The sequence below is a fragment of the Pseudomonas mediterranea CFBP 5447 genome (assembly GCF_000774145.1).
Taxonomy (GTDB): Bacteria; Pseudomonadota; Gammaproteobacteria; order Pseudomonadales; family Pseudomonadaceae; genus Aquipseudomonas; species Aquipseudomonas mediterranea.
This window is the reverse complement of sequence record NZ_KN322987.1, coordinates 1,342,678-1,368,615: the sequence shown is the minus strand read 5'-3', so window position 1 is coordinate 1,368,615 and position 25,938 is coordinate 1,342,678. Positions and strand designations below refer to the sequence as shown.

Annotated in this window: 24 protein-coding genes; 16 read left to right on the top strand and 8 right to left on the bottom strand. The window is 60.0% G+C overall.

What is annotated here, in order from left to right; all coding sequences use genetic code 11:
- The first annotated feature begins 107 nt into the window (after positions 1-107).
- On the top strand, positions 108-794 hold the full coding sequence (locus N005_RS25925) for a cysteine hydrolase family protein (protein ID WP_047703789.1): 687 nt from the start codon (positions 108-110) through the stop codon (positions 792-794).
- A gap of 6 nt (positions 795-800) precedes the next feature.
- Positions 801-1,688 carry a LysR family transcriptional regulator gene (locus N005_RS25920; RefSeq protein WP_047703788.1) on the top strand — a complete coding sequence of 296 codons (888 nt, stop codon included), beginning with the start codon at positions 801-803 and terminating at the stop codon, positions 1,686-1,688.
- Between the two features lie 13 nt (positions 1,689-1,701).
- Here the strand turns inward: N005_RS25920 and N005_RS25915 are convergent, their stop codons facing one another.
- Entirely contained in the window at positions 1,702-2,448 is a 747-nt protein-coding gene (locus N005_RS25915) for an SDR family oxidoreductase (RefSeq protein ID WP_047703787.1), read from the bottom strand.
- A gap of 114 nt (positions 2,449-2,562) precedes the next feature.
- The gene (locus N005_RS25910) at positions 2,563-3,051 is read right to left on the bottom strand and encodes a hypothetical protein (RefSeq protein WP_230164985.1); all 489 of its coding nucleotides are present in this window, start codon (positions 3,049-3,051) and stop codon (positions 2,563-2,565) included.
- A gap of 112 nt (positions 3,052-3,163) precedes the next feature.
- On the opposite strand from N005_RS25910, the gene N005_RS25905 reads away from it, so the two are divergent.
- Positions 3,164-3,835 (top strand): TetR/AcrR family transcriptional regulator, encoded by a 672-nt coding sequence (locus N005_RS25905; protein WP_047703786.1) that lies wholly within the window; start codon positions 3,164-3,166, stop codon positions 3,833-3,835.
- Between the two features lie 18 nt (positions 3,836-3,853).
- Here the strand turns inward: N005_RS25905 and N005_RS25900 are convergent, their stop codons facing one another.
- On the bottom strand, positions 3,854-5,344 hold the full coding sequence (locus tag N005_RS25900) for a cytosine permease (protein ID WP_230164983.1): 1,491 nt from the start codon (positions 5,342-5,344) through the stop codon (positions 3,854-3,856).
- A gap of 717 nt (positions 5,345-6,061) precedes the next feature.
- Here N005_RS25900 and N005_RS27875 point away from each other — a divergent pair.
- On the top strand, positions 6,062-7,042 hold the full coding sequence (locus N005_RS27875; protein WP_052126476.1) for a helix-turn-helix domain-containing protein: 981 nt from the start codon (positions 6,062-6,064) through the stop codon (positions 7,040-7,042).
- Between the two features lie 73 nt (positions 7,043-7,115).
- On the opposite strand, the gene N005_RS25885 is transcribed toward N005_RS27875, so the two are convergent.
- On the bottom strand, positions 7,116-7,997 hold the full coding sequence (locus N005_RS25885; RefSeq protein ID WP_162843612.1) for an NAD(P)-binding domain-containing protein: 882 nt from the start codon (positions 7,995-7,997) through the stop codon (positions 7,116-7,118).
- A 194-nt stretch (positions 7,998-8,191) separates the two neighbouring features.
- Here N005_RS25885 and N005_RS25880 point away from each other — a divergent pair, with 194 nt between their 5' ends.
- Genes N005_RS25880 through N005_RS25870 form a run of 3 tightly spaced genes read left to right on the top strand, consistent with a single transcriptional unit; the run spans position 8,192 to position 10,189 of the window.
- Positions 8,192-8,638 carry a cupin domain-containing protein gene (locus N005_RS25880; protein WP_047703783.1) on the top strand — a complete coding sequence of 149 codons (447 nt, stop codon included), beginning with the start codon at positions 8,192-8,194 and terminating at the stop codon, positions 8,636-8,638.
- A gap of 34 nt (positions 8,639-8,672) precedes the next feature.
- Positions 8,673-9,353, top strand: coding sequence for a type 1 glutamine amidotransferase domain-containing protein (locus tag N005_RS25875; protein WP_047703782.1), 681 nt, complete (start codon positions 8,673-8,675; stop codon positions 9,351-9,353).
- Between the two features lie 44 nt (positions 9,354-9,397).
- Positions 9,398-10,189, top strand: coding sequence for an acetoacetate decarboxylase family protein (locus N005_RS25870; RefSeq protein ID WP_047703781.1), 792 nt, complete (start codon positions 9,398-9,400; stop codon positions 10,187-10,189).
- 260 nt (positions 10,190-10,449) lie between these two features.
- Here the strand turns inward: N005_RS25870 and N005_RS25865 are convergent, their stop codons facing one another.
- The gene (locus N005_RS25865; protein WP_047703780.1) at positions 10,450-11,358 is read right to left on the bottom strand and encodes a LysR substrate-binding domain-containing protein; all 909 of its coding nucleotides are present in this window, start codon (positions 11,356-11,358) and stop codon (positions 10,450-10,452) included.
- Between the two features lie 182 nt (positions 11,359-11,540).
- Between N005_RS25865 and N005_RS25860 the strand changes: the two genes are divergently transcribed.
- The 3 genes from N005_RS25860 (at position 11,541) to N005_RS29580 (ending at position 14,904) form a co-directional block, all read left to right on the top strand.
- A complete protein-coding gene (locus N005_RS25860) occupies positions 11,541-12,833 on the top strand; it encodes a dicarboxylate/amino acid:cation symporter (RefSeq protein ID WP_047703779.1) in 1,293 nt (430 codons plus the stop codon).
- Positions 12,834-12,844: 11 nt separating this feature from the next.
- On the top strand, positions 12,845-14,347 hold the full coding sequence (cuyB, locus tag N005_RS25855; RefSeq protein WP_047703778.1) for a cysteate racemase: 1,503 nt from the start codon (positions 12,845-12,847) through the stop codon (positions 14,345-14,347).
- A 308-nt stretch (positions 14,348-14,655) separates the two neighbouring features.
- On the top strand, positions 14,656-14,904 hold the full coding sequence (locus N005_RS29580; RefSeq protein WP_197678629.1) for a hypothetical protein: 249 nt from the start codon (positions 14,656-14,658) through the stop codon (positions 14,902-14,904).
- 10 nt (positions 14,905-14,914) lie between these two features.
- Here N005_RS29580 and N005_RS25845 read toward each other — a convergent pair whose 3' ends face one another.
- Together N005_RS25845 and N005_RS25840 are read right to left on the bottom strand one after the other, a co-directional pair.
- Positions 14,915-15,394: a hypothetical protein gene (locus N005_RS25845; protein WP_047703777.1), complete on the bottom strand. Its 480-nt coding sequence runs from the start codon at positions 15,392-15,394 to the stop codon at positions 14,915-14,917.
- Positions 15,395-15,623: 229 nt separating this feature from the next.
- Positions 15,624-16,775, bottom strand: a complete 1,152-nt coding sequence (locus N005_RS25840; protein WP_052126475.1) for a mechanosensitive ion channel family protein — start codon at positions 16,773-16,775, stop codon at positions 15,624-15,626.
- A gap of 187 nt (positions 16,776-16,962) precedes the next feature.
- Here N005_RS25840 and arsN2 point away from each other — a divergent pair, with 187 nt between their 5' ends.
- Positions 16,963-17,394: an arsenic resistance N-acetyltransferase ArsN2 gene (gene arsN2 / locus N005_RS25835; protein ID WP_052126474.1), complete on the top strand. Its 432-nt coding sequence runs from the start codon at positions 16,963-16,965 to the stop codon at positions 17,392-17,394.
- Here the strand turns inward: arsN2 and chrA are convergent.
- Positions 17,391-18,734: a chromate efflux transporter gene (gene chrA / locus N005_RS25830; protein ID WP_047703776.1), complete on the bottom strand. Its 1,344-nt coding sequence runs from the start codon at positions 18,732-18,734 to the stop codon at positions 17,391-17,393. The genes arsN2 and chrA overlap by 4 nt on opposite strands.
- Positions 18,735-18,917: 183 nt before the next feature.
- On the opposite strand from chrA, the gene N005_RS25825 reads away from it, so the two are divergent.
- The 5 genes from N005_RS25825 (at position 18,918) to N005_RS25805 (ending at position 25,921) form a co-directional block, all read left to right on the top strand.
- Positions 18,918-19,577 (top strand): ribonuclease T2 family protein, encoded by a 660-nt coding sequence (locus tag N005_RS25825; protein WP_047703775.1) that lies wholly within the window; start codon positions 18,918-18,920, stop codon positions 19,575-19,577.
- Between the two features lie 352 nt (positions 19,578-19,929).
- Positions 19,930-21,498, top strand: coding sequence for a sensor domain-containing diguanylate cyclase (locus N005_RS25820; protein WP_047703774.1), 1,569 nt, complete (start codon positions 19,930-19,932; stop codon positions 21,496-21,498).
- 80 nt (positions 21,499-21,578) lie between these two features.
- Complete coding sequence (locus N005_RS25815) at positions 21,579-24,155, top strand: bifunctional diguanylate cyclase/phosphodiesterase (RefSeq protein WP_047703773.1); 2,577 nt, start codon at positions 21,579-21,581, stop codon at positions 24,153-24,155.
- A gap of 37 nt (positions 24,156-24,192) precedes the next feature.
- Positions 24,193-24,987, top strand: coding sequence for an exodeoxyribonuclease III (gene xth / locus N005_RS25810; protein ID WP_047703772.1), 795 nt, complete (start codon positions 24,193-24,195; stop codon positions 24,985-24,987).
- Between the two features lie 115 nt (positions 24,988-25,102).
- The gene (locus N005_RS25805) at positions 25,103-25,921 is read left to right on the top strand and encodes an arylamine N-acetyltransferase family protein (RefSeq protein WP_047703771.1); all 819 of its coding nucleotides are present in this window, start codon (positions 25,103-25,105) and stop codon (positions 25,919-25,921) included.
- The last annotated feature ends 17 nt before the right edge of the window (positions 25,922-25,938 follow it).

The following is a 25,938-nucleotide window of genomic DNA, read 5'->3' as shown; positions in this document are numbered from 1 at the left end:
GCTGTGTTTGTGCAAATCCCGAACAGGTCCTGTGTCGTCCCCACTGTGTTCAAGCACCGGACCTCTTTCTAGCATTCCTTCCCTCAACAACCAGGAAGGAAGTTCCCATGCAACGATTCACCCGCCGTTTCCTCGCCGCCTGTGCATTTTCCGGCATTGTCGCCAGCAGCGGTGCACTCGCGGAAAACAATCCAACCATCCGGGCCATGTCCGGCGCAACGCCGGCCAGCCAATTGCCTGTTGGTAAAACCGCGTTACTGGTGATCGATTTTCAGAACGAATACTTCACCGGTAAGATGCCGATCCCTGATGGCGCTGTTGCGCTGGCCAATACCCGTAGGCTGATTGCCTTTGCCGATGATCACAAGATGCCGGTTTTCCATGTCCAGCACGTTGCCCCCGCGGGTTCTGCAGTGTTCGCGAAGGACGGCGAAACCGTGAAGTTCCACCCGGACATGCAGCCCAGGGCCCAGGATGTGGTGCTGCAGAAAACCACCGTCAGCGTCTTTGGCAGTACCGACCTGGACAAGCGTCTGAAGCGCGCCGGTATCGAGACCCTGATCATTTCCGGCCTCATGACCCATGCGTGCGTGGCGGGTGCCGCCCGGGATGCGGCGCCCCTGGGCTACAACGTACTGGTCGCCTCCGATGCATCGGCGACTCGCGCGATTACCCGGGTCAATGGTGAGGCGATCGACAAGGACGCCTTGCACAAGGCCGCGTTGGCTGAAGTCGAGGATACCTTCGGTGATGTCATGACCACCGAGCAGATCATCAAGTTGCCGGTACGCTGAGTCGATATGAATCAGATGCTCGCCATGGGCGTTTTCCGTTGCATTGTGGAGTCCCAGGGGTTTTCAGCCGCAGCGGAGCGGCTGGACACCACTCATTCCTCGGTATCGCGACACTTGCAGCAATTGGAAAGCGCGTTGGGTGTGCGTCTGCTCAATCGCAATACCCGGCGCATGAGCCTGACCGCGGCCGGCGAAAGGTACTACGCGGCTTGCGTAGATATCCTGGACCGCGTCGAAGCAGCTTCCCGCGCCGTCACCCTGGAACAGGAGCGTCCCTCCGGCCTGCTGCGAATCAGCGTGCCGCTGGTAACCGGTACGTTGGAGTTGGCTCATTGGTTGCCGACCTTCCAGCAACGCTATCCGGACGTCCAGGTCGACTTGTCCTGCTCCGATCCCCTTGTCGACCTGGTGGCCGATGGCTTCGACGTGGCGTTGCGGATCTGCGGGCCGCTGGCCGACAGCAGCCTTGTCGCCCGCTTGCTCAACGTGTCACCGCAGGTGTTGGTGGCGGCGCCGGGCTATGTATCCAAGTACGGTCTTGCGCGCAGCGTCGTTGAGCTCAATGAACACCGGCTACTGACGTATGGGGCGGCTACCCGGTGGTCGTTGGCAAGCGAAGGAGGGCAGTCAATGACATTGGATTGCGACAGTGCCTTTCATACGGACACCATCACCGCCTTGCACGCGTGCGCGTTGTCGGGCGGGGGCATCGCGGCGTTTACCCTGGCGACGGTACGAGATGATCTGCTGAAGGGAAGGTTGGTGCGGATTCTGCCGGAATACACCCTGGGGATGAGGCACTACTATGCGTTGTACCCCCATGCCCGGAATCTACCGCTTAAAGTCCGCGTATTTGTTGATCACATGGCCCAGTACTACGAAGGAAAGCTCTGAGAATGCTGTCTGCTCATTGAGCGAGAAATCCGCCATCGATCACAAATTCTGCGCCAGTCGCAAAGCGCGACTCGTCTGATGCCAGGAAAAGGGCCATGTTTGCGATGTCGATTGCTTCTCCCAGAAAGCCGATGGGGTGCAGCCTGCGCAATCGTTCCAGTTCGACGGGGTCGTTGCCTACCATAGGCGTGGTGATGTATCCAGGATGAATGCTGTTGACTCGGATTCGGTAACCCTTGCGTCCGGCATGCAGTGCCGCCGATTTGGTGAGGTTGCGAATGGCCCCTTTTCCGGCACAGTAGGCCACGTATCCAGGATGACCCACGATACCTTCGATGGAAGACAGGTTGATGATCGATCCGCCTTTTTCCCGTAAGTGCTCGAATGCCTGTTTCATACCAAGGAAGGTCCCGTGAAGGTTGACTGAAAGCTCCTTGTTCCAATCATCGAAACTCATGGTCTCTACATCGCCAGCTACGGCTATGCCAGCGCTGTTCATGACGATATCGACGCTCCCGAACTGCGCCAGTGCCGCCATGAAAGCAGCGGCCCACTGATTTTCATCCCGAACGTCCAGACGACAGAACAGTACTTTGCCTCCTAAGGCCCGAATCGTTTCCAGCACTGCTCCGGCCTTTGTTTCGTCGACGTCGCAAATGACGATTCCGGCGCCTTCTTCTGCAAATCGAATGGCACTGGCCGCGCCAATGCCTGACGCGGCGCCGGAAATCAGCGCCACTTTTCCTTCAAGTCTTTTCATTTTTCATATCCTCAGCCCGTATGAATGAACTGAGGCAACCCTACTTGCCCGAGGTTTTGCGACCTAGCCAATATCGGCAATGGCAGGTGTCGAGGCGCGCGCGGGGAAGCGGGTTCAGCTTTTCATAGCCAGCTTGACGACCTGTTGGGCCTGGGCAGCCGACAGCTTCCCATTCTTGCTCAGTTTGTCCAGGGAGGCGCTCGCTGTCATCAGGCTGGCGGTGAGTGTCGAGAGCGTAGCTTGCAACGCGCCGGCTTTTACCTGCTTGGTTTCCGGGGACATACTTTGATCGGCCATGAGCGCCTGCATTTCTGACTGCTTTTCTGCGATTTTCTGCTTCAGCTCCCGAATCATTTTCAGGATCTTCTGCACCTGATCGGGCAACCCGCTTTCTTCAATGTCTTTGTTGGCATTGGCGGCGCGGTCATTCGCCGATTTTTGAAGTCCGACCCCGGACAGCGATACTTTCACTCCCTCGACCTGCGTACCGGCAGACGATTTGTTCGCAGGCGCCTGTGCCACTTCATCCGTGGACTTTTTGGGTTCTACGCTGATCGTGGAGAGAGGGAGAGCACTGGAGCGCTGGGCATCGAGGTTAATCATGTTCAATCCTTGGAGGATGGGGTATTCGAAACCTATCGGCTTGTTCTTGAATGTGTTTAGGTTTCTACCGGGAAAAAATTGTTAAAGGTTGTAATCAGCAAAGGAATCCGTAATGGAGCGTGAACGAAACCTGGAATTCGAGGACATGGGAACGACCAGCCCTTACAGTCGGGTAGGGAAACGACTCAAGCGAATCGAAGAGATCAACGAAGTCGCTGCAATGATCTTTGTCAGGGATGGCTATGCGCAGTTTTCAGCCAGGAAAGTGGCCAAGGAACTGGGCATCAGCCTGAACAACCTCCAGCATTACTGTGGCAGTACCGAAAAGCTCTGCTTTGAAATGATCAAGGCAAAGCTCGAGTTCTTCGTTCACCGGGTCGACCTTTTGGTAGCGCGTTCATCTGCAGAGACGCCGATGGAGCGCCTGGCCGTGGCGATACGTGAAAATTCGGCCGCGACATTCGACGCTGAAACGGCCAGGTTCTTCTTTCAGATGGGGGCGCTGGCCAGTCACGATCCGGCCATCAAGGCGCTAATGGCCAGCCAGTACGACAGGTTTCTCGAAGGCTTCCGCCAGCTCATCAGCGAGGTCAATCCTGGGTTGCCCACTGCTCAGGTCGCCGTCTACGCCGCGTTGATCGCCACCCAGATCGATGGCAACTTTTTCTATCAGGACCAGGTGAGCGCCACGACTGGCATGCGCGAGCAATTGATTGAAACCGCCATCGCGTTCTGGTCAATGACTTTGCTGCCTGCGCCTGCCGGCCAAAGCGGGGGTGCCTGAGGCGCACCCCCGGTGACATCAAAGGCTGACTCTCAAGGTCCCAGGTTTGGGTTGGGGATCCAGCGTGGGTTGGCTCAAGACCACTGCGCGGGCGTAATGACCTTTGCCCAGGGGAGCCAGGATCATACGGGCCGCCAGGTAGTAGGCCAGTCCGGAAATGGCAATCACCGGTATGGAGGCGCCGAAATATCGGAACGATTCACTCATCGCCACCGTTACCGGGTTGTACAACGCGAGGTATCCCGCCACTGCAACGATGCTGATAACGACGGCTGCCCAGTTGATCCCGCCCCAGTAGGCGTAATGACTGTTATGAGTGGCAAACAGGCTGGGTGCATCGAGTTGTTCACGTCTCAATACGAAGTAGTCCACCAGGGTAATGCCCGAGATGCCCACGAACATCACGCCGTTATAGGACAGCCAGCTCATCACGTTGGATAACAACCATTCGGTTTCGAACGCGAAGTACAGGCCCGGCAACAGTAACAGGGCGAGAAGCAACTCCCACTTCAAGCGCGCGAAAAACTTCACTTGCTGGATCGAGACCCCTGCCAGATAGATCATCACGACCATGGTGGCGATATTGGCTGTCAGCACGATGGTCATGACGATGGAGCCGAATATCGATCCGCCCACGGCGATCATCCAGATCGTCGGGTCGTAGGTGCCGGCACTGATGGCTGCAAGGGCCGCAACGGTGGAAACAACGGCGGCGCCAAGAATGCCCACGCCGATAATGGACGGCCCCATGACATGATTCTTATGTTTGACCAGACGGGTAAGGCCGCCCATGACCGGCCACCAGGTCATGGCGTTGGACACACCAAACTCGACGGCCAGCGCCAGGCCCTGGACAGGGTCGTGGGAAAGCATCTGGTCGGCTGGCAACTGGTTGTGCCAGAGGTTTTCCAGACCGAATTTATGCACGAGAATGCCGAACATCACCAAGGTGATCAGCATGTGTAAAGGCCCGATGAAACCGTTGAGGCGTTCGAACAGCTTCGGCCCCTTGCTCGCGATGATCCAGACCAGGAGCAGCGCTGCCAGTGCGACACCAATCACCAGATGCTCATGGGAATCCCCCGTCACCTGACTGCCTGTGATAGTGGCCGCTACGTTCGCGGCACCCCTGGCAGTGAGCGCTTCCACCACGTAGGACCAACCGATCAACGTGGCCAGCAGCCCGAACAGCGGAATGACGATGCCACGGTAGCCGAATGAAGGTTTGGCGGTGTCGATGGGGTCGGTGCCATATTTGAAACTCGGGACGCCGGAGGCCAGCGACACCAACGCCATGCCGATGATCAAGCCGATGGTGTAGCCCATTACCCCCAGCCGCCAATCCCCTACGAACGGCAGGTAGCTGCCGATCAGGAAGGCCCAGGTCGCCGCACTGAATGCGCAGCATGTCCAAAGGAAAGAACCGTAGGTCTTGTAGACCCGATTGCCGGCCAGAACGGGCAAGCGGCCCGCCAGGGCTTCTTGTTCGACACTGTTTGAACTGGTCATGCGTTTGCTCCTACAGCCAGCAAGGTACCGACCCACAGGGCAGCCCCGAAGAGGATCCACAGAGACGCCTCTCGAACCAGCGATGCACCACTGCTCCAGCATTCGGAGGAGGTGTGTTCGGCCTGGTTCAGGGCCTCCAGTTGTTTCAACAGGTCCCTGTTCAAGCTCGCGCTTGTACTCATCATTCCTGTGCTGTGTTCAACGTCAGCTTTGCTCATGTCGTTGCTCTCTGGACGAGTTCTTGCGATGCCGTCCGCTTTGGCTGTTCTGGAAAATTATTATGGCAGCGGTAATCAATGTTTCCGGGCGCCGCCGAAACGTGTCCGGCAGCGCCCTGGATTCCAGCCTACGCCCAGCCCCTGTTGCCCCGTATCCATTTTTGGCAATCGATGACGGCGATGAATAACAACGCCAGGCGTAAAGCGGGTTTGCCCATGAGTGTGTCGTTTCTTCTCGAAATGGATGTCGGCTGTTGAGTAAAAACGCATCAAATTGGGTCATGTGACCAATTTTTTGTTCTGGTGATGATGCGGCTGCTCGAACAACGATGGGTTTCTCCTGAAAAGGGGGACTCGTGGTCATGGGCCAGGGCTTGGTATAGACGCTTGAGCGGCCATCCAGAATCCGCCCCGATGCCTCGAAGGCTCTTGTCGGTCCTTCGCGGTATGAAGATTGCTAAGAGATGAACGTCGACCTTGTATCTGCGAGTCCCGTGTCATGCCCATGCCAACCCGTCAACCCGACACCCAGTTCCGTTTCCTGGAATCCCATGATGCGTTCGAACATGCCGGCGGCCTGGAAGAGTGGGATGACAACCGCTACCACCAATTGGAGAAAAGGGCCCGTTTTCACGGGGCGATCGCCAGCCATTCAATTGCGGGAAAAGTGCAGGTCACCCGCGAGACGATGGAGAGCCCTTACATCGAGCAGATCTGCCATGTGCCGCTCGATTCAATCGTCATCGTTAACGTGCGATCCAGCGCAGACGTATTGCTCAATGGCCGATACGTGAACGCCAATACCTTCCACATTTCTTCCGGCCGGTCGTTTCACTCGGTGTCGAGGGCGCCTATCGAGGCCCTGATGCTGACAGTAAAAAAATCGGACTTCCTGGAGCAGTTCAGGACCGACGGTCACTTGAACATCGACGCGAAACCCTTCGAACGGTTTATCCAACCGTCCTCCGAAACGCAGATCGATTTCGAAACGAACCTGAAGTTGCATCTGAGCCACGTGCAATCAGGCTGCGCGGACGCTACCGATCGTTCGAGCCTGGCCAACGTATTCGCCTGCGTGCAGGAGATCCTGGACTTCGATACCGGTTCTTCCCGCTTCGTGGTTCCACCGTCTACGCGCACCTATATCGTTGAGAAGAGCTGCGAGTTCTTTGCCCGGCATCTGCAGGATGAAAACATCGGCGTGCTGGATCTGTGCAATCACCTGCGGATCAGCCGTAGGACCCTTCAGTACAGCTTTGAGGACGTCCTGGGCATGACGCCGCTGAATTACATCAGGTCGGTGCGATTGAACACGGCCCGCAAGCTGCTCGTGCAGTCGCCTTCGGACACCATCCAGGGCGCGGCGCTCGATGCGGGTTTCAGTCATCTCGGGAGATTTTCGAAGTATTACCAGGAGTTTTTTGGCGAGCTGCCTTCGCAGACTGTGGGGCGTCTGGGCGCGCACCGGCATCCACACTGAGTGACGCGGTGCTGGGAAAAGGGCTGCTGGGCAGCCCTGGGGAAAAGCTTTTTCGCCAAAGATCTCTAAGCGATTATTTATTGACCTTGGCAACCAGATATTGGGCATTGAATCCCAGTTCACCATGGCCGGCGTCCCGGGCAATGGTCAGGTCATCGGCCAATGCCGAAATATGGCTGGCCCGCAGGCCGCTCGCCTTCAGCGCGTCCCGCCATTGGATGACGGCATCCAGATACACGTTGACCGTCGCCTGGATGGTGCCGAACTCATTCGCTTCAATTTCCTTGATGCTTTTCTGCACTTTGTAACGCAGCAGGTCCAGCATCTTGTCGGCAAACTCCGACAACTGTCCGGCACTCACACCTTGCGTCTTGGCATAGGCCGCCGCTTCGAGAAACCCGGCCAGACCGACGGCGTAGAAACTGCCTGTCATCGCCGCATCGACGATGGGCGGCACGCTCAGGTTTTCACCGGTATAGATCGTGCCCTGGGGGGCCATGGGTTTTACGGTGTCCGCGATTGCTTCCCACACGGCCGGCGCGCAAGCGTATTGAATGGCCGTATAGGGGCCACCAATCAGATCCGGGTACGACGAAATCGCCGCGTTGATGAAGGTGCCGCCGTGGCTTTCAACGATGGCGCGATAGCGCTCGCCGTCTTCGGGCATTGCCGTGCTGAGGTTGGCGATGAAGCGGCCATTCAGATCGAGGTCGGCAATGTTGCGCTCGATGAGCGCTGCACCGCCGGCCGCACTGCTGATGATCATGATGGTCAGCTCGCTGGCATGCACAGCGTCGACGAAGGAGGGGGCCAGCGTCGCGCCCTTGGCGACCAGATGGCGCGTGGCTTCAGGGCGACCGTCCCATACCGTGACGTTGCGACCGGCCGCCAGCAGTGTGCTGGCCAGGCCCGAGCCCATCATGCCGGTGCCGATTACCGTTATTGTTTTAGCCATTTTCAAATTCCTCATAGATGACGAGACTTGCCCGCTGGGTGGTCTACGAGGCAAAAGCTAAGGGCATAACGTCTGGGTCAATAGCCAATTTCGGCAAGGGAGCAAGGGCTGGCACGATTGCCAATTCTGGATAGGTACGAGGAAATCCCGAGGGTAGCTTGAGGCCATCGAAACCGGAAACCGCGAGGCCTGAAATGAATACGATCCAGAAACCCCAAGACGCTTACGTGCAAGTCGATCAAGTCGAATGGCAGGACTTTCCCGAGCAATTCCATACCGGTGGGGTGAAGTGGAAATTGCTGCATGTGTCGCCGGAATTCGGCATCTGGACCGTGATGTTTTTCTGCCCCAATGGCTCGATCCTGATGCCGCACATTCACCACGGCCCCGCCGAAGGCTACGTGTTCGAAGGCATCCTCGAGTTGCGCGGCGGCCCGGAAAATGGCGGCGCGCTGTGCGTCAAGCATGGCTTCCTCTACGAAGCGACCGGCGCCGAGCATGAGGAAACCAAAATGCTCGCCGACACCACGTTCATTCTGCAGATGGTCGGCCCGATCACTTGGCAAACCCCGGATGGACAAGAGATCAACCAGACCTGGTCCACCGCCCAGGACTTGTGGGACCAGCAGACCGCTGCCTGACATTTACCGTTTTGCTGATTCTGGAGGGCCTGCGATGAGCGTTTTATTTGTACTGACTTCCCACGATGCATTCGGTGATACCGGACGCAAGACCGGCCTATGGCTCGAAGAGTTTCTGGCGCCTTATTACTGTTTTATCGACGCCGGCCTGGCGGTGCGCCTGGCTTCCCCGAAAGGCGGCAGGGTCCCGGTGGACCCGGCTTCGGTGGAGGCATTGAAGGACAGTGCGCTGTATCAGCGCTATGCCTCGGATGCGGTCCTGGCAGAGCGTATGAATTCCACCGTCAGACTGTCCGCGGTCAACGCAGGGGACGTCAGTGCATTGGTTTATCCCGGTGGGCACGGTCCGTTGTGGGACCTGCGCGACAACCCTGCGTCTGTGGCGCTGATCGAATCGTTCAGCGGCTCGGACAAGCCTGTCGCGACCATCTGCCATGCCGGCTGCGCCCTGCTGGATGCGCGCAAAAGCGATGGACGCCCCTTGGTCGAGGGGCTCCAGGTCACGGCATTCAGTGATAGCGAAGAAGCCGCCGTCGGTTTGGACAAAGCCGTGCCCTATCTGGTTGAAGCCGACATGAGAGCGCTCGGGGCGGTGTATTCAAAGGCCGGCGATTGGGAGAGCCATGTGGTGGTGTCCGGGTCACTGGTGACCGGTCAGAACCCGGCGTCTTCGCTGGGTGTCGCCGATGCGGTGATGAAACTTCTGAAGCGCTGATTCACCAGGGCCTTCAACCAAAAACAATTATGGGAACGACCGCCATGAGCTTTGTGAAAACGAAAGAAGAGCTTCAGGAAATCCAGAGAATTCTCGCCCAGGGTCGCTGCACGATCGAAGGGATTTCGATTGAATTCGAAACCACCTTTGAGTTCCTGCGTACCGTGCTGCCACCGTGTTTTGATCTGCCGGCGACACCCACTGCCATCGCCAGTGTCTCGCGTTGGCAGAGCGAACTGTGCGGCGAGTTCGATTGCGGCATCATCGCGCTCAATTGCCGCTACCAGGAGCTCGAAGGCACCACCATGCTGGTATTGATTGTCAGCGGGGACATGCCCGTGACGATCGGACGCGAGATGTGGGGTGAAGCCAAGAAGACCGGCATCGCCCAAGTCTATCGGGATGGGCCTCAAGGATACGGCTTCTGTGAGCGCAACGGTACACGCTTGATCGAGATCGAAGCCGAGTTCGGAGAGGACCTGGGTCCTTCGAGCAGCGAAAGTTATGACTTCGAAATCAAGGCGGTGCCGCACTCTTCAGGCTATGGGCTGCAGCATGACCCGATCCTGAATTGCATGAAGAATCAGGAACATCTCCGGGTGAAGCGAGCAGGCAAGGGTACGCTCAAGCTCAAGGGTACGGCGTGGGATCCGCTCGACACTATTCCAATCGTCTCGGTCGGTACCGCCTGGTACACCGAGGGCGAGTCGACCTGGACTGTGCCGCGCCTGGACGTCCTGCCTGATCGGGATGCGTACTTGCCTTTCGTCTACGGCCAGAAATTCGACGACTTCCGCCTGTTCCGCAAGCCGGCACGCTTCCAGAACGCTCAGTAAGGGAACGCTCTGTCCTTCGGTCATGAGGTCTGGAGGGCATTTTGGGCGCCTGCCGGGTGATGCAGTGGGTAAGTCAAGTGACAACCTGTGGGAGCCAAGCTTGTTCGCGATAGCGGTGAATCAGTCAAAGCCGTTGTCGACTGACATGCCCCCATCGCGAGCAAGCTCGGCTTCCAGAGGATTCTCGTCGCTGATACTTAACGGACTGACATCAGCCGAAAGGCGCTCCTTTTTTGTCCCTGGAAAGCCAACCGGCCTGATCAGCCCAACGAAGCCCCCTCCAACGTCTTCCACAACTTGCGCATCGTCGGGTTCCGATTGGCAATCGCACAGTACGAGCGAATCTCCAGCTGCGTGCTCCATTCGTCGCCCCCAGCCCTGACCAACAACCCTCGCTCCAATTCATCGGCCACCGCGCTCTGCGGCAACCAGGCCACGCCATAGCCTTCTACCGCCATGCGCATCAGCAGCATCGCCATGTCGGCCTCGTAGCAACGCTCCAGTGCCGTCGGCGCGGGGCCGTTCTTGATGACGATGTCGGCGACGCGGCCGAGGAAGGTGGTGGCAGTGTAGGCCAGGTGGGGCACCGGTTTGCCGGCGCGGCCGGGCAGGCGGAACAGCGGTTCGCCTTTGGCATTGGGAGCGCACAAGGGGATGAACGCGTCGTGGCCGAGGGCCAGGCTGCCGAAGCGTTCGGCGTCCAGCAGGATGGGGGCGAGCGGATGGTGATAGACCATCATCAAATCGCAATTGCCTTCTTCGAGGGCGATGACGGCGTCATGGATGTTGGCGGCGACGACCCGGGCGTTGAACTGTTCGTTGTGCTGCTGGAACTGGGAGAGCCATTTCGGCAGGAAGGTCATCGAGAGGCTATGGGCCGCGGTGATCTGGATGGAGCGACCCGGCATCCGCTCCACGTCGCGCAGCGTCGAACGCAACCGCAGCAGGCCGGCCAGTGTGTCCCGGCTTTCCTCGCAAAAGGTGACGCCCGCCGCCGTCAGTTGGACGGGGTAGGTGCCGCGGTCCACCAGCTTGACCCCCACCCACTCCTCGAGTGAGCGGATCCGGCGTGACAAGGCCGACTGGGTCACGCAACGGACTTCGGCGGCGCGGGAGAAGTTCTTCCATTCGGCGATCGCCAGCAGGTCATCCAGCCATTTGAGTTGCATGTCCGATCTCCCGTTAAAGATGCGCCAGTTTACGTCGCAATCAGCCGGCCCAGCGCGTCCTTCGCATAACTATTCCGAAAGCGCATGAAGGTAGCTGGATTACTCATCATCTCGTCCGAGCCGCTCCTTAGAATCGACCTTGCCAAGTAAAAAAACTCCAAGAACTACTTGAGGACAACACCGTGAAGAAGAATAAGCTCCCACGTCGAATAGCAATGGGCATTGCCCTGGGCGTGCTGGTGGGTTGGGCGTGTCACCATTTCGCAGGGAGCGAGCAAAGCGCCAAGGAGATCGCCGGCTACTTTTCGATGGTCACCGACATTTTCCTGCGCATGATCAAGATGATCATTGCACCTCTGGTGTTCGCGACCCTGGTCGGCGGTATCGCCAGCATGGGCAACTCCCGTTCCGTCGGACGCATCGGAGCCCGGGCGATGGCCTGGTTCGTGACGGCATCGATCGTTTCGCTGCTGATCGGGATGGGCCTGGTGAATCTGTTTCAACCGGGCGCCGGGCTGAACCTGGACGTTGCGCAGCATGCGACCGCTGCGGTGCCGGTCAACACCGGGGATTTCAGTCTCAAGGCGTTCATCGGCCACGTGTTTCCCCGCAGCATCGCCGAAGCCATGGCGAACAACGAGATCCTGCAGATCGTGGTGTTCTCGCTGTTTTTCGGCTTCGCACTGGCTGGCGTCAAGCGGGCGGGTTACACCCGGATCACGGACTCTATCGAAGAGTTGGCGAAGGTGATGTTCAAGATCACCGACTACGTCATGGCCTTCGCGCCGATTGGCGTGTTTGCCGCCATCGCTTCGGCCATCACCACCCAGGGGCTTGGCTTGCTGGTCGACTATGGCAAGCTGATCGGCGAGTTCTACCTGGGCATCCTGATTCTCTGGGCGTTGCTGTTCGGGGCCGGCTACCTGTGCCTCGGACGCGCCGTGTTCCGGCTCGGCAAACTCATCCGCGAGCCGATTCTCCTGGCCTTTTCCACTGCCAGCAGTGAATCCGCCTACCCGAAAACCATCGAGGCGCTGGAGAAGTTCGGCGCGCCCAAGCGCGTGTCCAGCTTCGTATTGCCCCTGGGTTATTCCTTCAACCTGGACGGCTCGATGATGTACCAGGCCTTCGCCATCCTGTTCATCGCCCAGGCCTACAACATTGACCTGAGTTTCACTCAGCAGATGTTGATTCTTCTGACGCTGATGATTACCAGCAAAGGCATGGCCGGCGTGGCACGGGCTTCGGTGGTCGTGGTCGCGGCCACCTTGCCGATGTTCAATCTTCCCGAGGCGGGGCTGTTGTTGATCATCGGCATCGACCAGTTCCTGGACATGGCACGCACGGCGACCAACGTGGTGGGCAACAGCATTGCAACGGCGGTGGTCGCTCAATCCGAACCGCACGAGGAGGTGGCCGAGGACCGTGACACAGCCCCCGCCCGGTCTCGATCCGAACCGGTTCCGGTTGTGTAGGGAGCCACGTCATGAAGGTGAAAGCGAAGTCGACCCGGCAGACGCCTGCGGTTCGGAAGCTGGGCATCGTCGGCGGGCTTGGCTCCCTGGCCGGTGGCGACCTGTTCTACAAACTGCTCAAGTCCAGGGCGGTGCTCGAGGATCAGGGCCGCTACCATTTTCTGGTCGAGCAGCACCCGTTCAAGGACGTGCTACTGCCCCTGGACACGAATGCGAGCATGACGTCGCGCAAGTTCTATGTGTTCCAGGTGTGCAAGTCGTTCCAGGAAAGTGGCTTCGATGCGGTGATGCTCCCGTGCTTCGCCAGCCATACCTTCCGTGCCGAAATCGAGGACGAGCTGGGCATTCCCGTGCTGGACATGATGGCGGCCCTGGCCCGGTATGTCGGGCGTACCGTTCAGTCGGGGGCAACGCTGGGTATCATCGGTTCTGACTTCGTGCGCCACTGTGGCTTGTTCGAGCGCTACTTCGCGGAGGATTTCCGGATCGTTTACCCCGACGCCGAGGCTCAATCGAACTTGATGGAGGCCATGTACGGTCTCGACGGCATCAAGGACGGTCACCTGGAGGGCGCGCCGCTGGAGGCCTTGCATCAGGCGTGTCTGTCGCTGCAGGCCCAAGGGGCGACAGTGATACTGCCCGGCATGACCGAGCTTTCATTGGTTTGTACCGATCTGCAGCGACGTGGCATGGCCGTGTTGGACATCAACTCGATCTACGCTGATTTCGCGACGCAGCAGCGGACATCGCCAAGTCGAGCGACCTTCAAACTGGGCATCATGGGCGGCGTCGGGCCCGCCGCCACGGTGGACTTCATGGCCAAGGTGGTCGCCCATACCCTGGCGGACAGGGACCAGGACCATATCCGGATGGTGGTCGAACAGAACCCGCAGATACCGGATCGGACGGCCAACCTGCTGCGGGGTGAAACCGATCCGACCCTGGCGATGTATGCCACCTGCAAGCGCCTTGAAAGCGCGGGCGTCAATGCCATCGCGATTCCCTGCAACACCGCCCATGCCTTTGTCGAACGCATCCAGACGAACCTGCGGGTGCCCATCGTGAACATGTTGAGCGAGACGGTGGAGTGGATCCTGCATCGGCACGGGGCGGGCAAGGTCATCGGGCTCCTGGCGACTTCCGGCACGGTACAGAGCCAGGTCTATCACCAGGCTGCACGCCGCGCCGGGCTGCAGATCCTGACGCCGGGGGTCGATTATCAGGCCATGGTCATGGACGCCATCTACGGGCCGCGGGGAATCAAGGCCGGGTTCACCGATGGACTGTGCAGGGAACAGTTGCTGCTGGCGGCCGAGCACTTGTACGAACTGGGGGCAGGGGTGCTGATTCTGGGATGCACGGAACTGCCCCTGGTGCTCGAACACGGCGAGGCGTTTGAAATCAACGGGCATACAGTGGCGCTGGTGGACCCGACGATGATCCTGGCGTTGAAGTGCATTGCCTTGGCGGAAAAGACCGACCACCGACGGATGCTTCAACCTTGCAAGGTATGAAATGAATGTTGTGGCGAGGGAGCTTGCTCCCGCTGGAGTGCGGAGCGCTCCCCAAAAGCTCCAAGGGCTGCTTCGTAGCCCAGCGGGAGCAAGCTCCCTCGCCACAGTAAGTCCAGTCACTATGAATCAAGCTTCTTGATCGATCACCTGGCCTTGCACCCTCGGCGCCACAGGTGGTTGAGCAATCGGGTGACCGTTGAGCGCTTGCGGTTGGTGGCCTATTGATATCTTGGTAAGCTTTGCTTTCGCGATCTATCGAGCCGTCAGTTGTGTCTACCGAACGAATTTTCCAGTTGGAGCAAGCCCTTATGGCCGTTATTGCTGCTGCGGGGAAAATGGGTATCTGCAGTGACGAACTGTGTGCCCAGGCGGTGGGCGGATTGATGTCCGATCGCTATTGGAGCTGGGCGAATGCCGAACATGCACAAGGCGCGGCCGACGAAATCGACAACGCCTTGAACAATCTGGTGAGGCCGTCGATAGCGCAAGTGAAGGCGCCGGACGCTGAACCTGGCAACGGCGTGACACTCCAGTTGCCCTCTCAAGCCAGTAATTGAATCGCGTGGGTTAAAGCCCCAGACCTTCCTCTACCAGAGCAAGCAGCGCATCTTCGTCCAGTGCCATGGGCTCGGGCTGCGGCTGTCCGCTCGCCTGGACATGCCACCGCGATTCGCCATGTTCACCGACGGTTCGCAGAAGGCAGCGTGTCTGCCCCTTCAGGTGGATTTCAATACAGCCCTCTCCATGGGCGGAGAAGCGGGCAATCGGGTCGAACTCGATGCGGTGATGGTTCCCTTCCATCAACAGTCGATCAATGGCGTAGTTGTACGTCGAACCGCTGGAGTGGCTTTCGAACACGTGAGTGGGGTTGCGCCGAATCGTCAACCCGGCTTCGCAGACCGGCGCCAGCCAGGTTTCGATCTGGTGGTACAGCTCATAGACTTGGGCGGGCCAATGCTCAATCGCCAGGTCGGCATTGTTATCCGTGTCGGCACGGCTTTGCCGGGTTTGCCTCAGCTTGGCCGCCAGCTCGTCTGCCTTGCTCATGTCGATGCTCCCTGTCGTAGTGATCAGATGAGCTTAGCTGATGGGGTCAGGTGTTCAGTTGCGTTGGGTCAGGGGAAGGCTTTCGAGTGTCGGGGCGGGCGTGCTTCGACATCAGTCTTCCACGATTCTCTGTGGGAGCGAGCCTGCTCGCGAAGGCGTCCTGTCCTTTGCATCGGTGGCGGCTGATCGCTCCCACAGGGTTTCGGTTGAATTTGATCTCAGCTTGCTACTAATGCCGCGCCTGATACTTCGGCGTCGCCCGCGTCGGGATCTCGTGGTCGCTTTCCCCGGTAGGTTGCGCAGGCATGTGTGGCAGCGAGGCGACGTGGACCGTCCGCGCAGGAATCGCGAAGCGCACGCCGATTTTCGCGAATTCTTCCATCATGCCCAGGTTGATCGCCTGCTGGATGTCCATGTAGATGTTGTAGCTGGGGTCCAGCACGATATACACCGTTTCGAATTCCAGAGCGCTCTGGCCGATGCCGCGAAAGTGCGAGCGGTCGAAGCGGGTCTTTTCCTGTGCCTTGATGATGCGTTCGACGATGACCGGCACCTGCTTGAGCTGTTCCGTGGAGCAGTCGAGGGGCAGGGCGAATTCGAAAACGATGCGCCGTTCCTGGAGCCGTTTGTAGTTCTGGATGGTGGTGCTGATCATCTCCGCGTTGGCCATCACGATCTGTTCGCCACCCAGGCTGCGGATTCGCGTGGTCTTCAGGCCGACGTGTTCGACGGTACCGGCCAGGGATCCGACGACGATGAAATCGCCGACTTCGAAGGGTTTGTCCACGGCAATGGACAGCGAGGCGAACAGGTCGCCAAGGATGTTCTGCACCGCCAGCGCCACGGCGATGCCGCCGACGCCGAGGCTGGCGATAAACGCGGTGATATTCACGCCGAGGTTGGAGAGCATCGCCAACAGCACCATGGCCCAGAGAAATACCTTCGCGCCCCACAGGCTCAACGTCGCCAGGGCACTTTTCTGATGGATCTCGGTGTGGTTGTGGCGGGCGAAATAGTGCAACAGGGCAAGGGCGATGGCCCGGTTGGCCCAGAGTCCCATCTGCAGGGCCGCCACCACGAACCAGAGGCTGCTGACCCGGCTGAGCCAACGCTCCGGCAAGTCCAGCACGCCGATGCCGATCAGGATCGAGGCCAGCAACAACAGGGTGTTGCTGGTGCTGGAGAGCACTTCGACGGCGATGTGGCTGAGGTAGGCGTTGGGCTTCTGCGCCCGGGCCCGTACGTTCCTGAGGAGGAAGCCGATGCTCGCCCTGGCAACGATGAAGCTCACGGTCATCACGCCAAGGGCGAGGAGCCAGTTGGCGATGGAGATGCCCAGCAGCTGGGTGTCGGTAAAGAATTCGAGGGAGCTTGAGTCCATGGATCGGTCACCTGCGCCGTTGCTTTTCGGGTTCGGGCCCTATCTGGCGTGGGAGTCTGGACAGGGCCAGGAACTTAGTTAGGTGACGTGAGGTACGGGCCGTTCAATTTTATTCCCGGCCTGTTGTTGCGAAAATCGGTGGGCGTGGCGTAGTTTCCTGTGCGAAACCGATGAAAGAGCGACAGCCATGCGCATGACAGCACTGAGTCACGACGACCTGGAACCCTTGCGCGAAGCGCTCATCCTGGCCGGTTTGCCTGCGGATGACCTGAGCCTGCCCGGCCGGCGGTTTTTCAGTTTCAGGCAGCAGGACAGTGATGTGGCGTTTGGCGGGATCGAGGGAGCCGGGGGCGACCGGTTACTGCGCTCGTTGGTCGTCCTTGAGGGTCGGCGAGGGCAGGGCACGGGCGCGGCGGTGCTGGCCGCCCTTGAAGCCTTTGCTAAAGACGAAGGGGTGGAGCGGGTTCACTTGCTGACTGAAAGCGCCAGCGATTTTTTTGCTGCCCATGGTTATCAGGTGCAGGAACGTTCGCTGGCGCCTGCGGCAATCAGCTCGACGGTCCAGTTCAAGAGTCTGTGCCCGGCTTCGGCGACTTACCTGAGCAAGCGACTCTCTTAACGCAACAGATGCACCGCCAGCCCGGCCAGCCCGCACGCCACCAGTACCTGGATCACGCCACGTTTGTAGCGAAACAATGCAATGGCGGCTAATAGGGCGATGATTGCCGATGGCCAGTCCAGCGTCCCGGCAAAGTCGTTGGGCCAGAGTACGTGGTAGCCGAAGAAGCACGCCAGGTTGAGGATCACGCCGACCACCGCCGCGGTAATCGCCGTCAGCGGTGCGGTGAACTTCAGGGCGTTGTGGGTCGACTCGACCAACGGGCCGCCGGCCAGGATGAACAGAAACGAAGGCAGGAAGGTGAACCAGGTCACCAGGGTGGCCGCAACGGCACCGGCGAGAAAGGCCTGTTCGGGGCCGAACACCTGCATGACATAGCCACCGACAAAACCGACGAACGCCACCACCATGATCAAGGGGCCTGGGGTGGTTTCGCCCAGGGCCAGGCCATCGATCATCTGAGTCGGTGTCAGCCAGCCGAAGTGTGCGACCGCTCCCTGATACACGTAGGGTAAAACCGCATAGGCACCGCCGAAAGTCAGCAACGCGGCTTTGGTAAAGAACCAGGCCATCTGCGTGAACGTGCCTTCCCAGCCGAACATCAGGGTCAACAGGCCCATCGGCAAGATCCACAGCAAGGCACCAATGAGAGCCAACCGGATGAGTCTGAAGGTGCTGAACCGGGCATGGTCCGGGGTCGGGGTGTCATCGTCGATCAACGCTGGCCCGAAGGAGCGATGTCCGGCCGCCTGGCCGCCCAGGCTGAATTTCTCCGGCGCCCAGCGGCCACCGAAATAGCCGATGACCGCTGCCCCGAGCACGATCAGCGGGAAGGGGACATTGAAGGCGAATATTGCCGCGAACGACGCGATGGCTATTGCCCACAATCCACTGTTCCGGAGCGCACGGGAGCCTATGCGGTGGGCGGCATGGACGACGATTGCCGTCACGGCGGGCTTGATGCCATAGAAAACGCCTGCCACCACCGGCACTTCACCGAAGGCGACGTACAGCCAGGATAAGGTGATGAGGATAAACAGCGAAGGCATTACGAACAGCGCGCCGGCGATGACGCCGCCCCGGCCACGGTGCATCAGCCAGCCCAGGTAGGTCGCCAACTGCTGGGCTTCGGGGCCCGGCAGCAACATGCAGTAGTTGAGGGCATGCAGGAAACGCCGCTCGGAAATCCAGCGCCGACGCTCCACCAGTTCCTGATGCATGATCGCGATCTGTCCCGCCGGTCCGCCAAAGCTGATGAAACCCAATTTCAGCCAGAACCAGAAAGCGTCGCGCAGGCTGACGGTCGAGGGGGCTTCGAGGGCTTGGGAGGGGTTGTCCATGATCGGTGACGTACTTGGGAGGGAAGGCGAACTACGTTATGGGGCGTTACGCAATTTGGATAGCCCCAGCCTGGGTTTCCCTGTAAAAAACACCTCCTTTCACCGGCTTGAAACATAACCCTTGAACAATCACCGACCGAATCGTCGTCACTGTCTTTGCAGGACTGCCCAAGGAGCGGGTCAATGAAACAACGTTTTGCGATAGTCATGCTGCTCGCGCTCGCGTTGGGCGGTATGGGGACGGGCAACGCCCGTGAATCACGCAGTGCCCGGGCGGAGTCCGTCGCGGGGGTCTTCGATTATTACGTGCTCTCGCTGTCCTGGTCGCCGACGTTCTGCCTGACTCATTCGGGCGATGCGCAATGTTCCGGCAAAGGCTATGGTTTTGTCCTGCATGGCCTCTGGCCGCAGTACGCAAAGGGTGGCTGGCCGCAATCCTGTGAACCGAGGGTGGCGCTGACCGCTGCCGAGCGGGAAAAGGGGCTGATGTTGTTTCCGACCCGCAAGTTGCTGGAGCATGAGTGGTCCAAGCACGGCACTTGCAGTGGCCTCGGCGCCATGGGCTTTCTGGAGGCGTCCGACAAGGCGCTGGCGGAGGTGAAGGTGCCGTCGCAGCTGCAACCCCCCAGTTCTTCGTATTATTTCGAAGCCGAGGAGATCGCCCGGTTGTTCCGGCAAAGCAATCCTGGGATTCCGGCCGATGGAATTGCTGTCATCTGCAGCGGGCCGCAATTGTCGGAAGTCCGGGTGTGCATGGACAAGGCGCTGACGTTTTCCAGTTGCGGCAGGGGCGTCAAGACGCAATGCCGAAGTGGGGATATCCGGGTGCCGCCGGTGCGCTGAGGGCAGTATCGGACTGTCCATGGTGAAAACACTTGTGGCGTATCGAAACGTCGCACCGCCCCGCTGGGCTGCGCAGCAGCCCTAAATCCTGACATCGCGGTATATAGGACAGATTGTGTTGACTGGTTGCCCGACGACGCGTCGGGTCGCCCCTAAAATCCCCTCGCCACAGATAAATCCCTCGCCACAAGTTCAGCGCTGTGCTGGCTGGCAATAGAAGATTTTGGATCCACAACCCCACCCATCGGCTGCGTTGCACCGGCAAATTGCCGCCCCACTGGCGGTAGGCTAAGCTCTCGCCTATTGGGGGCTTTGAGCGATTCGCTCATGCTTTGCCCTCTCGGGAATTCGTTTGCCTATCGTCCTCCATGATCCGCTCAATACCCCCGGCGGTGCCCTCAAGCGCCTGCCGTTGCTCAAGGCAGCGGTGGCGTTTATCGCGGCGGTCTGCCTGTGCCTGTGCGGCTTGCTTTACCTGCAACTGGAACAGTCCCGGCACCATGACCTGGAGGCCGCGAGTATCGCCTCGGCCAACCTTACCCGGGCCATGGCCCAGCAGGCCCAGGATACGTTCCTGCAGGCAGACCTGGTGCTCGCCAGCCTGACCGACTGGATTCAGGTCGATGGCTTCGGTCCGGCGCTGCAACCGCGCCTGCACAGAACCTTTGCCCGACGCGTGCAATCACTGGAGCAGTTGCACGGCCTGTTCCTGTTCGACAAGAGCGGGCATTGGATCGTCACCTCCTTCGATGACTTGCAAAAAGGCGACGGAGTAGCGGACCGGGAGTATTTCGCTTTCCATCAGCAGAACGCCTCGCTGATCGCCCATATCGGGCCGGCCATTCGCAGTCGGCAAAATGGCGATTGGATCATCCCGGTCTCCCGGCGCGTGAATGATCAGGACGGCAATTTCCAGGGCGTGCTGCTGGCCGGGATCAAAATGTCCTACTTCGATAAATTCTTCAGAAGCTTCAGCCTTGACGACAAGGGCGAGATGGCCCTGGCCTTGACCGACGGAACCTTGTTGGCCCGCCGCCCCTTCGATGAGACGCAGATCGGCCGGGCCATGTCCCAGGAGAGCCTGTTCCGGCATGATCCGCGGATCAAGGAGCCCGACACTGCAATGATCCGCTCCGCCGACGGTGTCGTCAGGCTATACGATCATCAGCACCTGCAGGCCTATCCGCTGATGGTCACTGTCGCGATGTCCGAGCAGGCGATTCTCGCCGGTTGGTATGGCAAAGCCTTTCAGTCCAGTCTCATCGTGGCTCTGGTGGTCACGGGCATCTGTCTGTTCGGTTGGGTGTTCGTACACCAGGTGCGTAACAGCGAGCGGATCGAGGCCGACCTGCGCAAGGCCCAGGAAACATTGAGGCTGATTGCCACCCATGACAGCCTGACGGGGCTGGCGAACCGTCGGCTGTTCGAGCGGGCCCTGGACATCGAATTTGGCCGGGGGGCCCGCCAGCGCAGTCCTTTGAGCCTGATCCTGCTCGATATCGACTACTTCAAGCGCTACAACGATACCTACGGGCATGTGGCCGGCGACCATTGCCTGGCGGAAGTGGCGAAAGTGCTCAAGGGGTGCTGCCATCGCAAGGCCGATCTGGCGGTACGTTATGGCGGTGAAGAGTTCGCGGTGTTGTTGCCCGACACCGACCTGCAGGGCGCCATGACGTTGGCCGAGCAGATCCGCCAGAGCCTCATCGATAAGCACATCACCCATTCCGGTTCCCCCACCGGCTACCTGACGGTGAGCCTGGGCTGCCATGCCTTCGTGCCCAGCAGCCTGGACAGCATCGAGGTTTTTATCCAGAGGGCCGATGCGGCGCTTTATCAGGCCAAGCACAGCGGTCGCAACCGGGTGGAGGCGTGGTCGACTGAAAGCGGCCTCGATAGGCTGGAGCGTTCGGACCGTTGAGATCCGTTGGAATCATCGCCGACTGAAAAGGGTCCACTGCTCAGGATCTCGCCGTTCACCGATCGGACAGGAGCAGGTAAATGGAGACCGCCGCCGATATTCCTTCCAGTGTCGCGCGCCACACACCGATTACCCGACGCCTGGTGGCCGCAGTGGCCGGGTTGTTTGTCCTGGGTGTCCTGGTGGCCGTCGCGGCACTCTTCAACATTGCCCGGGAGTTGGATGCAGAGGATGTGCGCAAGACGCACTTCTACACCGAGCGCGCCCTGGAAAATCGCATTATCGCGTCGAAAAACTACATCACCAGCTACACCTACTGGACCACCGCCTATGAGCACCTCAACGGTGACGTCGATGTGCAATGGGCCTACGCGGAACAGAACATGGGCAAGACCCTGTTCACCAACGACGGGTATGAGGGGGTGTTCGTCGTCGACCGTGAGCGCACCAAATACGCTGTGGTGCGGGGGCAGAATGTCCAGGCGCAGGCGACAGCGTATCTCGACGCACCGTTGAAGGACCTGGTGGAGCAGCTCCAGGGGCAATCCGACCTGACCGTTCCTGCGGTCCGCTACACCTTGTTCGAAGGCTGGCCGGCCATCATTACCGCTTCGGTGATCCTGCCCAATGACGAGCGCCCCCGGGTCGACGCCAAGGGCACGTCGATCCTGCTGTTCGTCGACCAACTGACCCATGTCAAACTGCGCGCGTTGGGCAAACGGTATGGCCTCACCGACCTGAATCTCAAGAAGGATAACGAGCTTGCGCCCGGCCAGCCGGCGGTGCCGCTGGACAGCACCGGCTACAGCCTGGTGTCGCGCCTCGAGCAGCCGGGCCGGCAGTTGCTCTGGTCGCTGATGCCGCCACTGGGTGGGGCGCTGCTGATCCTGGCGCTGCTCACAGCCTATTTTTTCCGCTATGCCTTGCGCACGGCACGGCAGGTGGACGCCAGCTACGACAGCCTGGAACGCTCGACCCAGGCCCTGGAAGCCAGCGAAGAGCGATTCCGGGCCGTGGCCGAGGCCGCTTCCGACTGGATCTGGGAAATCGACGCTCAACAGCACATCACCTATCTGTCGGGACGCTTCAACACGGTCACCGGCTTTTCTGCCCAGCAATGGCTGGGTCAGGACCTCGAGCAACTGTTGTACTGCGACACCACTCCGATTGCCCTGTGGCTGGGCGACCTGACGGAAGAGCAGAGCGCGAGCAACCTGCGCTGTTCCTACCGCGATCATTCCGGGCAGCTGCGCTTCTGCCGGGTTTCGGCGCGGCCGATCTACAACAAGTCCGAAGTGGTCGGTTACCGCGGCACAGCCAGCGACATCACCGATGAGGTGGCCGCCCACGCCCAGGTTCAGCATCTGTCGCTGCACGATGCGCTGACCGGCCTGCCGAACCGCAACAAGCTGGCGCGGCACCTGGAAGAGGCGCTGGCCGCCAAGGAGCATTCCGCCCCATTGACTTTGCTGATGGTGGACCTGGACAACTTCAAGCCGATCAACGATTCCCTGGGCCACCCGGCCGGCGACGCGGTACTGCTGGAAGTCGCCCAGCGCTTGCGTGACAGCACTCGCGAGCAGGACCTGGTGGCACGGTTGGGCGGCGATGAATTCGTCGTGGTGCTCAGCGGGATGGAGAACACCACTGAGATCGACCGATTCTGCGCTCGACTGATCGATAGCCTGCAGCAACCGATCCACTACGAAACCCATGCCCTGCACATCGGTGCCAGCATCGGCATCGCGGTGAGTCGTCGCCAGGGTTACGTGCCCGGCGAGTTGATTCGCTGCGCCGACATTGCCATGTACCAGGCCAAGTCCGAGGGCAAGAAAACCTGGTGTTATTTCGCCTCACAGATGAACGACCAGATCCAGCATCGACGCCAGCTGGAAAGCGACCTGCGCCAGGCACTGAAGAACAACGAATTCATCCTGCATTTCCAACCACGCTACAAAGTCGACGGCCGGGAAATCGTGGCTGTCGAGGCCTTGGTGCGCTGGCAGCATCCCACCCAGGGCCTGCTCGGTCCCGATGCCTTCATTCCGCTGGCCGAGCAGACCGACCTCATCGTTCCGCTTTCGCGCTGGGTGCTGCGTGAGGCCTGCGAAACCGCACTGACCTGGCCTGGGGACCTGATGGTGTCGGTCAATCTGTCGCCGGCGCAGTTCGAACGCAGCGATGTGGTGGAGGACGTACGCCAGGTGCTGATCGAAACCCGTTTCCCGGCGAGTCGCCTGGAACTCGAAATCACCGAGAACGTGATGCTCAACGACGTGGACGGCGCCCTGCAGGTGATGAATGCCCTGAAGGAACTGGGTGTGCGGTTGAACATGGATGATTTCGGGACCGGCTACTCCTCCCTGGGGTACCTGCGCACCTATCCTTTCGACGGCATCAAGATCGACAAGCGTTTCATCGCGTCCATGAGCAACAGCAGCAACGACCGTGCGGTGGTCCAGGCGATCATCAACCTGGGCAAGGCGATGGGCCTGACCGTTACGGCCGAGGGCGTGGAAACCCTGGCTCAGCTGGGTTCGCTGGGTTCGGACCAATGCCATGAGGTGCAGGGCTATTTCCTCAGTCGTCCGATCGATAAGCAGGCATTTTCCAACTTGCTGGAAAACCCCCGGCCGCTGTCGAAAACCGGCTCCTGAACACTCCTGACGTCCTGGCACTTCGAGGTCCTGGCCCATGAAAAAGCTGCGCATCGCGACTTTCAATATCAACGGTATTCGCGCCCGGTTGCCCAACCTGCTGGAATGGCTGGAGCGGGAGAAACCCGACATCGTTTGCCTGCAGGAGCTCAAGGCGCTCGACAGGGATTTCCCGGCGGCCGAACTGGAGTCGGTGGGTTACGGGGCGATCTGGCACGGCCAGGCCTCCTGGAACGGCGTGGCGATACTGGCCCGTGATGCGCAACCGCTGGAGAGCCGGCGCGGCTTGCCCGGCGATGAGGGCGACAGCCACAGTCGCTATCTGGAGGCGGCCGTGCATGGCGTGCTGGTCGGTTGTCTCTACCTGCCCAACGGTAATCCGCAGCCAGGGCCCAAGTTCGATTACAAACTGGCGTGGTTCGAGCGGTTGATCGATTACGCCCAGGCGTTGCAGGCCAGCGATCACCCCGTGGTGCTGGCCGGCGACTACAACGTGGTACCCACCGACATGGATATCTACAACCCGCGCTCCTGGCTCAAGGACGCGCTATTGCAGCCCGAAAGCCGCGAGTGCTATCAACGGTTGCTGGACCAGGGCTGGACGGATTCGTTGCGCCATTTGTATCCGGACGAGCGGATCTACACCTTCTGGGATTATTTCCGCCAGCACTGGCAGAAAAACTCCGGGCTGCGCATCGATCACCTGCTGCTCAACCCGGCGGCAAGCCCCTATCTGAGTGAGGCAGGCGTGGACGCCTGGGTCAGGAACCAGCCGCACCCCAGCGATCACGCCCCCACCTGGATCCGGCTGGCTTCACGCAAGCGGCGCTGAACATCCGGCGCGTCCCGGTTCGTTGTTGTCTCCGGAAGGGGAATGCCTTATACCTGGCGCCATATGCAGCGAGCTGCCCGTCAGCCCTGCACCGGACCAGGAAAAGGACACCCTAATGAGCCAGCCCCGACTGAGCGATTCGCGCCGCTACCTGCAACGCTTGGGCTTCGCCACAGCGCCCGCGCCGACGCTCGATACGTTGCGCCAGCTTCAAAGCCGCCACACGGCCGAATTCCCCTTTGAAACCCTCTCGACGCTGCTGCGCCAGCCGGTGCCCATCGATCTGGAATCGGTGGAACGGAAAGTTTTCGAGCAGGGACGTGGTGGTTACTGCTACGAACTCAACCAGTTGTTCCTGGCGCTGTTGCAGGAGCTGGGTTTTGACGTTCGTGGCATCACTGGCCGGGTGGTGATGAATGCGCCCGAAGGTGCCTGGACCGCCCGGACCCATCGCCTCAGCCTGGTGACGATAGACGGCGTGCGCTACATCACCGATGTCGGCTTCGGTGGCATGGTGCCAACCGGGCCGCTGCTGCTGGACAGCCGTGACATCCAGGCGACCCCCCATGAGCCATATCGCCTCGAGGACCACCCTGACGGCTACCTGCTGCGTGCCAATGTCGCGGGCGAATGGCGGCCGATGTACCTGTTCGACCTGCAACGCCAGGAAGACATCGACTACACCCTGGGTAACTGGTACGTCTGCAACCACCCTGACTCACCGTTCATGGGCCGGCTGATGGTGGCCCGCACCGGGGACGGCTTACGCAAGACCCTCAACGGCAACAGCTATGCCGTGCATCGGATGGGGCAGGAGAGTGAGCGACGGCTTATCACCGATGCCGACGAGCTGATCGACCTATTGGAAACCGAGTTCGGCCTGCGGGTGCCACCACGGGAATTGTTACGGCCTGCGGTGGCCGGGCTGCTCTAGTGGCCTGTGTGGCTGAT

What these genes read in the sequence shown, in the direction of transcription:
- N005_RS25880 (WP_047703783.1), top strand. Translation starts at nt 8,192, where the DNA reads ATGAATACGATCCAGAAACCCCAAGACGCTTACGTGCAAGTCGATCAA.
- N005_RS25865 (WP_047703780.1), bottom strand. Translation starts at nt 11,358, where the DNA reads ATGCAACTCAAATGGCTGGATGACCTGCTGGCGATCGCCGAATGGAAG.
- N005_RS25845 (WP_047703777.1), bottom strand. Translation starts at nt 15,394, where the DNA reads ATGAGCAAGGCAGACGAGCTGGCGGCCAAGCTGAGGCAAACCCGGCAA.
- N005_RS25840 (WP_052126475.1), bottom strand. Translation starts at nt 16,775, where the DNA reads ATGGACTCAAGCTCCCTCGAATTCTTTACCGACACCCAGCTGCTGGGC.
- xth (WP_047703772.1), top strand. Translation starts at nt 24,193, where the DNA reads ATGAAAAAGCTGCGCATCGCGACTTTCAATATCAACGGTATTCGCGCC.
- N005_RS25805 (WP_047703771.1), top strand. Translation starts at nt 25,103, where the DNA reads ATGAGCCAGCCCCGACTGAGCGATTCGCGCCGCTACCTGCAACGCTTG.
- arsN2 (WP_052126474.1), top strand. Translation starts at nt 16,963, where the DNA reads ATGCGCATGACAGCACTGAGTCACGACGACCTGGAACCCTTGCGCGAA.
- N005_RS25920 (WP_047703788.1), top strand. Translation starts at nt 801, where the DNA reads ATGAATCAGATGCTCGCCATGGGCGTTTTCCGTTGCATTGTGGAGTCC.
- N005_RS25885 (WP_162843612.1), bottom strand. Translation starts at nt 7,997, where the DNA reads ATGGCTAAAACAATAACGGTAATCGGCACCGGCATGATGGGCTCGGGC.
- cuyB (WP_047703778.1), top strand. Translation starts at nt 12,845, where the DNA reads ATGAAGGTGAAAGCGAAGTCGACCCGGCAGACGCCTGCGGTTCGGAAG.
- N005_RS25915 (WP_047703787.1), bottom strand. Translation starts at nt 2,448, where the DNA reads ATGAAAAGACTTGAAGGAAAAGTGGCGCTGATTTCCGGCGCCGCGTCA.
- chrA (WP_047703776.1), bottom strand. Translation starts at nt 18,734, where the DNA reads ATGGACAACCCCTCCCAAGCCCTCGAAGCCCCCTCGACCGTCAGCCTG.
- N005_RS25910 (WP_230164985.1), bottom strand. Translation starts at nt 3,051, where the DNA reads ATGATTAACCTCGATGCCCAGCGCTCCAGTGCTCTCCCTCTCTCCACG.
- N005_RS25870 (WP_047703781.1), top strand. Translation starts at nt 9,398, where the DNA reads ATGAGCTTTGTGAAAACGAAAGAAGAGCTTCAGGAAATCCAGAGAATT.
- N005_RS25925 (WP_047703789.1), top strand. Translation starts at nt 108, where the DNA reads ATGCAACGATTCACCCGCCGTTTCCTCGCCGCCTGTGCATTTTCCGGC.
- N005_RS25825 (WP_047703775.1), top strand. Translation starts at nt 18,918, where the DNA reads ATGAAACAACGTTTTGCGATAGTCATGCTGCTCGCGCTCGCGTTGGGC.
- N005_RS29580 (WP_197678629.1), top strand. Translation starts at nt 14,656, where the DNA reads ATGGCCGTTATTGCTGCTGCGGGGAAAATGGGTATCTGCAGTGACGAA.
- N005_RS25905 (WP_047703786.1), top strand. Translation starts at nt 3,164, where the DNA reads ATGGAGCGTGAACGAAACCTGGAATTCGAGGACATGGGAACGACCAGC.
- N005_RS25900 (WP_230164983.1), bottom strand. Translation starts at nt 5,344, where the DNA reads ATGACCAGTTCAAACAGTGTCGAACAAGAAGCCCTGGCGGGCCGCTTG.
- N005_RS25875 (WP_047703782.1), top strand. Translation starts at nt 8,673, where the DNA reads ATGAGCGTTTTATTTGTACTGACTTCCCACGATGCATTCGGTGATACC.
- N005_RS27875 (WP_052126476.1), top strand. Translation starts at nt 6,062, where the DNA reads ATGCCCATGCCAACCCGTCAACCCGACACCCAGTTCCGTTTCCTGGAA.
- N005_RS25815 (WP_047703773.1), top strand. Translation starts at nt 21,579, where the DNA reads ATGGAGACCGCCGCCGATATTCCTTCCAGTGTCGCGCGCCACACACCG.